The organism is Herbaspirillum sp. B65, assembly GCF_000333555.1.
GTDB lineage: Bacteria > Pseudomonadota > Gammaproteobacteria > Burkholderiales > Burkholderiaceae_D > Herbaspirillum > Herbaspirillum rubrisubalbicans.
Genome location: NZ_BADI01000413.1, coordinates 1 through 7,289 on the forward strand (window position 1 = coordinate 1; position 7,289 = coordinate 7,289).

Genomic DNA, 7,289 nt, shown 5'->3' on the forward strand with positions numbered 1-7,289 from the left:
TTCCTGTACCTCGGGGATGCGCAACACCTCGCGCCGGAACTGCTCGAACATGTTGCCCGACTTGTGGTTCAGCGTGATTTCCACGAACACCAGCAGCGTGGCCCCCAATGACTCTGGATTGACGCGTGCGTAATAGCCGCTGATGACGCCATCGCGCTCCATGCGCCTGACCCGTTCGATGCAGGGCGTCACCGACAAACCGACCTGCTCGCCCAGCTCCTTCATGGAGATGCGACCGTCCTTTTGCAGCACCGCCAGGATACGGTGATCGAGCTTGTCGAGGGTGCGGATGGATTGTTGCTGGGTTCTCATGAATTTTTCCCGTTTCAGCGTGAATTTCATGAAATCTTCATGAAATTACCGATAAATATACGAACAAACACTAGTTATTCACTCATATCATAGCTGAATCTTCTAATCCACACGCCTTTTGCAGCGGCATCATTTTGAAACGGGGAGTCAGTATGCGCGTCGTCATTCTTGGAAGCGGTGTCATCGGGGTCACCAGCGCCTGGTATCTGGCCAGGGCCGGCCACGACGTGACCGTGCTGGACCGCCAGCCCGGCCCGGCGCTGGAAACCTCGTTTGGCAACGCCGGCCAGATCTCCCCCGGCTATGCCTCGCCCTGGGCGGCCCCCGGCATTCCCCTCAAGGCCATCAAATGGATGTTCCAGGAACACGCCCCGCTGGCCATTCGCCCGGACGGCACCCTGAACCAATTGCGCTGGATGTGGCAGATGCTGCGCAACTGCAATGCCGACAGCTATGCCATCAACAAGGAACGCATGGTGCGCCTGGCCGAATACAGCCGCGACTGCCTGCGCGATTTGCGCGCCGATGTCGGCATCCCCTATGAAGGCCGCGAGCAAGGCACCCTGCAACTGTTCCGTAGCCAGGAGCAGCTGGACGGTGCGGCCAAGGACATCGCCGTACTCAAGGAAGCCGGCGTGCCCTTCGAACTGCTCACCCCCGAACAGCTGGGCGGTGCCGAACCGGCGCTGGAGAAGGTGCGCGGCAAGCTGACCGGCGGCCTGCGCCTGCCCAATGACGAAACCGGCGACTGCCAGCTCTTCACCACCCGCCTGGCCAAGATGGCCGAGCAGTTGGGCGTGAAGTTCCGTTACGACGTTGCCATCGACGCCCTCACCATGGCTGGCGGCAAGATCGCCGGCGTGGTCTGCGGCAAGGAACTGGTGCAAGCCGACAGCTACGTGGTGGCCCTGGGTTCCTACTCGCCGCAGATGCTGCGCGACGTGCCGGGCCTGCCGGCCATCCCGGTCTACCCGCTCAAGGGTTACTCGATCACCGTGCCGATCACCGATGCAGCTGCAGCCCCGGTATCGACCATCCTCGACGAAACCTACAAGATCGCCGTGACCCGCTTCGACGACCGTATCCGCGTGGGCGGCATGGCCGAGATCGTGGGCTACGACACCGCCCTCAAGGCCAAGCGCCGCGCCACCCTGGAAATGGTGGTCAACGACCTGTTCCCGGGCGCTGGCGACACCACGCAAGCCAGCTTCTGGACCGGCCTGCGCCCGATGACCCCGGACGGCACCCCGGTGGTGGGCGCCACCCCGGTCTCCAACCTCTTCATCAATACCGGCCACGGCACGCTGGGCTGGACCATGTCCTGCGGCTCGGGCCAATTGCTGGCAGACCTGATCTCGGGCCGCCGCCCGGCCATCGCCCACGAAGACCTGTCGGTGGCGCGCTACATGCAATCGGGCGCGGGTGTACAGACACCGCGTCTGGCAGGCGCCTGATGAAGCTGGATCGGATGATCGTCGTCGTTCAATAGTCTCTTCTGCATCCCTCGCAGAATGGTTGGCCGGAGCAAATGTTCCGGCCTTTTTTATGCGCCCAGGCTAACCGCTATTGCGGCCAACTTCAGGCCAACGCCAGCGCTGCGGAGGACTTGGCAGCAATGGCCGGGCCGGCCTCATTGACCTGCTCATGAGCCCCGACCGGCAGCTTGAAGACCTGCATCAATTCCAGCAGCTTGCTGGCCTGCGCACTCAAGCTCTCGGCCGCCGCCGCTGACTGTTCCACCAGCGCCGCGTTCTGCTGGGTCGAGTTATCCAGTTGCTCGACTGCAGTCCCCACTTGGGCGATACCTTGCGTCTGCTCCTGGGTGGAGACCCCGATCTCGGTGACCAGGGTCGCGACTTGGCGCACCCGATCCACCACCCCGCTGATGGCCTGTGAAGCTTCCTGCACCTTGGCATAGCCACTATCGACCTGTCCACGCTATCTTCGATGAGGGTCTTGATCTCGCGCGCCGCCTGCGCCGAACGCTGCGCCAGCGTGCGCACTTCGGACGCCACCACTGCAAAGCCGCGCCCCTGTTCGCCGGCACGCGCCGCCTCCACCGCCGCATTCAAGGCCAGGATATTGGTCTGGAAGGCGATGCCATCGATCACCACGATGATCTCCTTGATGCGGGCCGAACTGGAGGCGATATCGCCCATCAGATCGACCACCCCGGCCACCGCATCGCCACCTTGGCTGGCCTCCTGACTGGCATCGCCAGCACGCTTGACGGCCTCGCCCACGGTCTGGGCGTTTTGCTTGACCGAACCGGTGAGCTGCTCCATGGAAGCGGCCGTCTGCTCCAGGTTGGAGGCTTGTTCCTCGGTACGTCGACTCAGGTTGAGATTGCCGTCCGCGATCTCGGAGGCCCCGGTATCGATGGCATGGCAGCTCTTGTAGACCTCCTGGACCAGATGCGACAGGCGCAGCCGCATACTTTCCATGGCGGTCAACACACTGCCCTGGTCACCCTGGCGCAGCTTGACTCGACTGGCCAGGTCACCATCGGCAATCGCCTGGGCAATGGCCACCGCATAGAGCGGCTCGCCACCCAACTGGCGCGTGATGGAACGCTGGATCACGACACTGAAGGCCACGCCCACCACCACCATGGCCGCCAGCAGGGCCACCAGATACCAGGCCGTGCGATCGACGCTTTCGGCCGAACGGCTGATGTGCTCCTGCACCGCCTGGTCATATTGCTTGACGACCTGCAGGAACACATCGCGCAGCTTGACGTGGGCCGGGTCGGTAGTCTTCTGCAGCTCGGCCAGGGCGCCCGGCGCGTCCCCCTGGTCGGCCTTGTCCATCAGCCGCTGGAAGGACTCCCGGTAAGCCGGCCAGGCCTGCTTCAGCGCCGCCAACAGCGGTTCCAGTTGCGGACTCTTCTCGGCGCCCTGGAGGTAATCGAAGGCATCCTGGATCTGCGCCTCGGCCTTCTGGTTCAGTGCGCGGGTCGCGATGCGCGACTTGGGATCACCCGCAATCGGATAGATGTAGGAATAGCCGCGCCGGAAATGAATGGCCATGGCCAGGGCCGCAGTATTGAGTTTTTGCATCGGCGCGATGCGCTCCTGGTACATCAGGCGTTCCTGAGAGCTGATGCTGTGCAGACTGAAAATGCTCCAACTGACCATGACCAGCATGGCCACCAGGAACAGCGCTGACAGCAATGCAAGACGGGCCGAGACCCGCAGATTTTGCAGAAAAGACATGTTCTAGCTTCCCAAGGTGAGTTTTCGTTATGTTTGCAGCGCCCTGCCCCTGCGGGTGCTGCATCCGGCCATCCAGTCATCGGATGACCGACCAATTTACCGCAACTCAAGCGGGATTTAAGAAGGGAAAAGCATATATTTCCTGCGTTTAAAGAACGGAAGACATATCCTATGCGGCTTTCCGCTCAACCCGCCCGCCGGGAATCGCCCAGCGACGCTGGGTGCGAGGACGGCGCATAGCCCGTCATCTTCCTGAACATCGTCGAAAACGCCGCCGGCCGCTCATAGCCCAGGTCATAGGCGATCACCGTCACCGAGTGACCCAAGGCCAGCCGGGAAATCGCATTGACGACGCAGGCGCGCAGCCGCCACTGCTGGAAACCCATGCCCGTCTGCGCCAGGAACCGGCGATTGAAGCTCCGCTCGCTCATGTACAGCCGTTGGGCCCATTGGCCAGGCCGCGCGTGGATCGACGGTTCCCTCATGAAATCACGGCACAGCGCGCCCAGTTTGTCGTCCTGCGGTAGCGGCACGTGTACCGGAATTTCGCGAGCGCGACCGATCTCCTGCAACAACAACCGCATCAGGCTTTCCTCACGGCTGTGCGGCGCATAGCGTGGATCGATCCGGGTCGCCTCGATCAACAGTTCGCGCAACAGCGGCCTGACCTCCAGCACCTGGCAGGTCAGCGCATCGCGCGGCGCGTGATCAGGCTCCACGAAGGCGCTACAGGTGGTCACCGGCAAGAGCATACGGCTCTGGTGCTCACGCCCGGAAGGAATCCATACCGCGTGCTGCGGTGGCACCACCCAGGCCCCATCTTGCGTGACCACCTGCATCAGCCCACCCAGTCCAAACAGCAACTGCGCCCGCCGATGACTGTGCCAGGGCTGCAGCGAACCGCTGGGATAATCGGCCCCCGCGGCCACCACCGGCCGCGCGATGCCATCGATCCGATCAATCGGCAACTTCAGAGGTGGTTGCGATGGCTTGGGCATGGCAGGCGGAGTCCAGATCGGTCATGGCGTAAATTCGAACATTATTGACTCATGAATGAAAGTCAGTCAAAGCCCCTTTGCTCTACTGTACTGGCTTTGATGAAGGTGACGACATGAACCTACCGACACTTGCCGGCATCCTGGTCGCGCTGATCTGGGGCATACAGCCGGTGATCTCGCGCTACGGCTTGCAGCAAGGGCTCACGCCCTACGATGCCACCCTGCTGCGCTATCTCACCAGTGGCCTGCTGGTCCTGCCCTATGCCTGCAAGCGCGGCCTCATCGGCGCCTGCGGCGTGGGCTGGTCGCGCGGGCTGGTGCTGTTCATCTTGTCGGGGCCCTTGTTCAGCCTGGTGCTGGTGGCCGGCGTCAACTATGCGCCGGCCTCACATGGTGCTTTGATCCATCCGGCACTCACGCCCTTGTTCGGCTTGGCGATCAGCCGATTCGTGTTCGGCCAGCGTGAACGGTTTTCGTTGTGGGGAATGCTGCTGCTCCTGGCGGGCCTGGTGCTGGTCGGACTCAACGGCCTCCTTGCCAGCGGCGGCCTGACACCAGCAGGCGCGTGGCGCGGCGATCTGCTGTTCGTGCTATCGGCCTTCATGTGGGCGTGGTATCTGGTACTGAACCGCAACTGGAAAATCGCCCCGCTGGACGCCGTGGCACTGACCCAGGTGCTGTCGCTGGGATGCATGGTGCTGACGCTGCCCTGGCTGGGCGGGCAGACCTTCGGCAAGCCGCTGCCGGCGTTGCTGCTGCAGAGCGCTTATCACGGCGTGCTGGTGAGCATCGTCAGCGTGGCCTTGTTCAACTGGGTGGTGGCGCGACTGGGCGTCAAGGCGCTGATGCTCAATGCGCTATCGCCGCTGTTCGGGGTGATTGCTTCGGCTGGAGTGCTGGGGGAGCCGTTGTCGGTGTCGATGATGGTGGGGGCGGTGGTGATCGTGGGGGGCTTGGGGGTGGGGTTGCGTGGGGTGGGGAGGAGTCGGGAAGCTTAGTCTGCCGCAGTCAGGTCATGGGCGGATTTATGCCTTAATCATGAAATTCACAGCCGACCATTACTCTGTTCCATATTAAATCCACCTTAACTTTCCGTACTGATCTGGATACGGGTCACGTCCACGGTTTGCCTAGTCGTAAAACTGGTCATAAGACTATCCTCTATTTTAAGAGAGTCTTCGTTTCCTGAGATTCAAGGGGCTATTCCACTGGATTTTAATTAGATCTTAAATTACGTAGCGATTGGGTTAATCGCATCGCCATTAATCAGATCGTCTGATTCTTCAAAGCCAGTTGGCTTTTTGTATTCATATTCAATGTTAAATTTTCCGTCTGGGTAGAAAAAAAAGTTCAAGCCCCATACCCGGTGCCCACTAGTTTCAAGAATTCCTTGACATAAGAACCGCACAGCCTCTGTAGCAAGCGTACTAGTTTCTCGTGGGGGGAAGGAGCCGGTCTCATCTTTAGCCCCTTTAAACTCAAGCCACCAGCTTTTACCAATACTCTGATTCAATATCTCATATGTGGCCCCGGCAGACTCCCACTGCCGGTCGTTGACAAATGACAGCACCTCCAATGCGATATATTTATATGCTTCTTCAGAAGAATTAATCATTGACTAAACTCCCTTACATAAGGTTTTCCGTTAATACTAGCTTCGACAACAAAACTGCTATGTCCGCCGAGGTGCCACTGGCCTTGAGGTTGATGTCGCGACCGGCCACGGCAGTGAGCGAACCATTGGCCTCGGAGACTGACATCGAGGCATTCTGGTTGATGTTGGTGCCGCTGGTGACGGCGTTAGCCGTTGCTACCGTGGTGGAAGCGCTGTTGATGTTGCGGCCGGCTGTGGCCACCAATGTGTTGCGGGCATCGATGGTGCCGCCGATGTTGTTGATGTCCTGCGCTGCCGCTTTTACCTAATGAACAACCTGCTCCGTTATTAATCTGGAGCACCTGTACCTTTTACTATTGAAACAAAATTGGCAACCCACTTCTTATAGCAAGAGTGATTAGATTTTTAAGACGATCAAGAAGAAACTCACCATCCACATCTACAAAAGACTCAAATGCGTTTTTCGGTTCTAACCCAATCGATCTTGCAATTCGCAACTGCCATTCGGAAACAAACGGAACAGGTGGACGCCCCTTCATCGATGAGATGATGACACTTATCTCGCTGTCTAGACTAATGCAGTCTTCTAATGACCACTCACCATCAGAGTCTGAGTGAAGAATGAAAGTGGGAAACTTTGAGCCAGCCATTCCATCCTCAAGCTCGCTCACAACATAATTTCGGAGTTCATTGAAGTCGGCATATGGCCCAACATCGACGCCATCAAGTTCCTCTTCATCTTGAAAAATACAAAGATATAGCCCCATTAGTAATTCTCCCTGACAATAGCATCTTTACTTTTCCCGGTCTGTCTTCAGTGCCGCCACCTGGGCATCGGTGAGGGCCACGCCCAGAACGTAGCGCCAAGCCTGCGCCACGCGTAACTGGATGCATAAATCAATCCAAAAAATCAGGTATTCCTCCCTACTTAACTTAACATATCCGTAGATACATTACCGGTCTCGGCAAACTCATTAAAAGCGGCGCAAACAAAACCTATATCGCGTGTCACGGCCCTTGCAGGATATTTCTCTCCCAAGACAAACATTAAGTCATTCGGCATATTTTCGTTTGTCATCGCTCTCACACTATGCTCACCATGACCTGCCCCGAATTTTTCGGACCGCTGAAAATTGAGAAGAAGCTCCA

The 7,289-nt window shown here is 58.9% G+C and carries 9 protein-coding genes and 1 pseudogene; 3 read left to right on the forward strand and 7 right to left on the reverse strand.

Annotation, left to right across the window (positions count from 1 at the left end):
• Positions 1-312 (reverse strand): winged helix-turn-helix transcriptional regulator (locus tag I5W_RS09875; protein WP_044529089.1); only part of this gene is annotated, 312 nt, incomplete at its 3' end.
• A 152-nt stretch (positions 313-464) separates the two neighbouring features.
• Here I5W_RS09875 and I5W_RS09880 point away from each other — a divergent pair.
• Complete coding sequence (locus I5W_RS09880; protein WP_044529086.1) at positions 465-1,766, forward strand: D-amino acid dehydrogenase; 1,302 nt, start codon at positions 465-467, stop codon at positions 1,764-1,766.
• Positions 1,767-1,890: 124 nt separating this feature from the next.
• On the opposite strand, the gene I5W_RS33295 is transcribed toward I5W_RS09880, so the two are convergent.
• The 3 genes and pseudogenes from I5W_RS33295 to I5W_RS09890 all read right to left on the reverse strand — a co-directional run bounded on the left by I5W_RS33295 (position 1,891) and on the right by I5W_RS09890 (position 4,525).
• Positions 1,891-2,052, reverse strand: a complete 162-nt coding sequence (locus tag I5W_RS33295; protein WP_252716977.1) for a hypothetical protein — start codon at positions 2,050-2,052, stop codon at positions 1,891-1,893.
• A gap of 84 nt (positions 2,053-2,136) precedes the next feature.
• A pseudogene (locus I5W_RS09885) lies at positions 2,137-3,527 on the reverse strand (methyl-accepting chemotaxis protein); the annotation flags it as partial.
• Between the two features lie 185 nt (positions 3,528-3,712).
• A complete protein-coding gene (locus I5W_RS09890; RefSeq protein WP_017450591.1) occupies positions 3,713-4,525 on the reverse strand; it encodes an AraC family transcriptional regulator in 813 nt (270 codons plus the stop codon).
• Between the two features lie 113 nt (positions 4,526-4,638).
• Here I5W_RS09890 and I5W_RS09895 point away from each other — a divergent pair, with 113 nt between their 5' ends.
• On the forward strand, positions 4,639-5,523 hold the full coding sequence (locus I5W_RS09895) for a DMT family transporter (protein ID WP_026052296.1): 885 nt from the start codon (positions 4,639-4,641) through the stop codon (positions 5,521-5,523).
• A gap of 233 nt (positions 5,524-5,756) precedes the next feature.
• Here the strand turns inward: I5W_RS09895 and I5W_RS09900 are convergent, their stop codons facing one another.
• Complete coding sequence (locus I5W_RS09900; RefSeq protein WP_044529087.1) at positions 5,757-6,140, reverse strand: hypothetical protein; 384 nt, start codon at positions 6,138-6,140, stop codon at positions 5,757-5,759.
• Between the two features lie 59 nt (positions 6,141-6,199).
• Here I5W_RS09900 and I5W_RS09905 point away from each other — a divergent pair, with 59 nt between their 5' ends.
• Positions 6,200-6,448, forward strand: a complete 249-nt coding sequence (locus tag I5W_RS09905; RefSeq protein ID WP_044529088.1) for a hypothetical protein — start codon at positions 6,200-6,202, stop codon at positions 6,446-6,448.
• A gap of 45 nt (positions 6,449-6,493) precedes the next feature.
• On the opposite strand, the gene I5W_RS29675 is transcribed toward I5W_RS09905, so the two are convergent.
• Together I5W_RS29675 and I5W_RS32805 are read right to left on the reverse strand one after the other, a co-directional pair.
• Positions 6,494-6,907, reverse strand: a complete 414-nt coding sequence (locus I5W_RS29675; RefSeq protein WP_017454599.1) for an Imm70 family immunity protein — start codon at positions 6,905-6,907, stop codon at positions 6,494-6,496.
• Between the two features lie 161 nt (positions 6,908-7,068).
• Positions 7,069-7,289 (reverse strand): DUF6911 family protein (locus I5W_RS32805; protein WP_441294725.1); only part of this gene is annotated, 221 nt, incomplete at its 5' end.

Bases quoted from the DNA above. Each gene is read 5' to 3' on its own strand.
- I5W_RS09900 (WP_044529087.1), bottom strand. From the start codon at position 6,140: ATGATTAATTCTTCTGAAGAAGCATATAAATATATCGCATTGGAGGTG.
- I5W_RS29675 (WP_017454599.1), bottom strand. From the start codon at position 6,907: ATGGGGCTATATCTTTGTATTTTTCAAGATGAAGAGGAACTTGATGGC.
- I5W_RS09895 (WP_026052296.1), top strand. From the start codon at position 4,639: ATGAACCTACCGACACTTGCCGGCATCCTGGTCGCGCTGATCTGGGGC.
- I5W_RS09890 (WP_017450591.1), bottom strand. From the start codon at position 4,525: ATGCCCAAGCCATCGCAACCACCTCTGAAGTTGCCGATTGATCGGATC.
- I5W_RS09905 (WP_044529088.1), top strand. From the start codon at position 6,200: ATGTCCGCCGAGGTGCCACTGGCCTTGAGGTTGATGTCGCGACCGGCC.
- I5W_RS09880 (WP_044529086.1), top strand. From the start codon at position 465: ATGCGCGTCGTCATTCTTGGAAGCGGTGTCATCGGGGTCACCAGCGCC.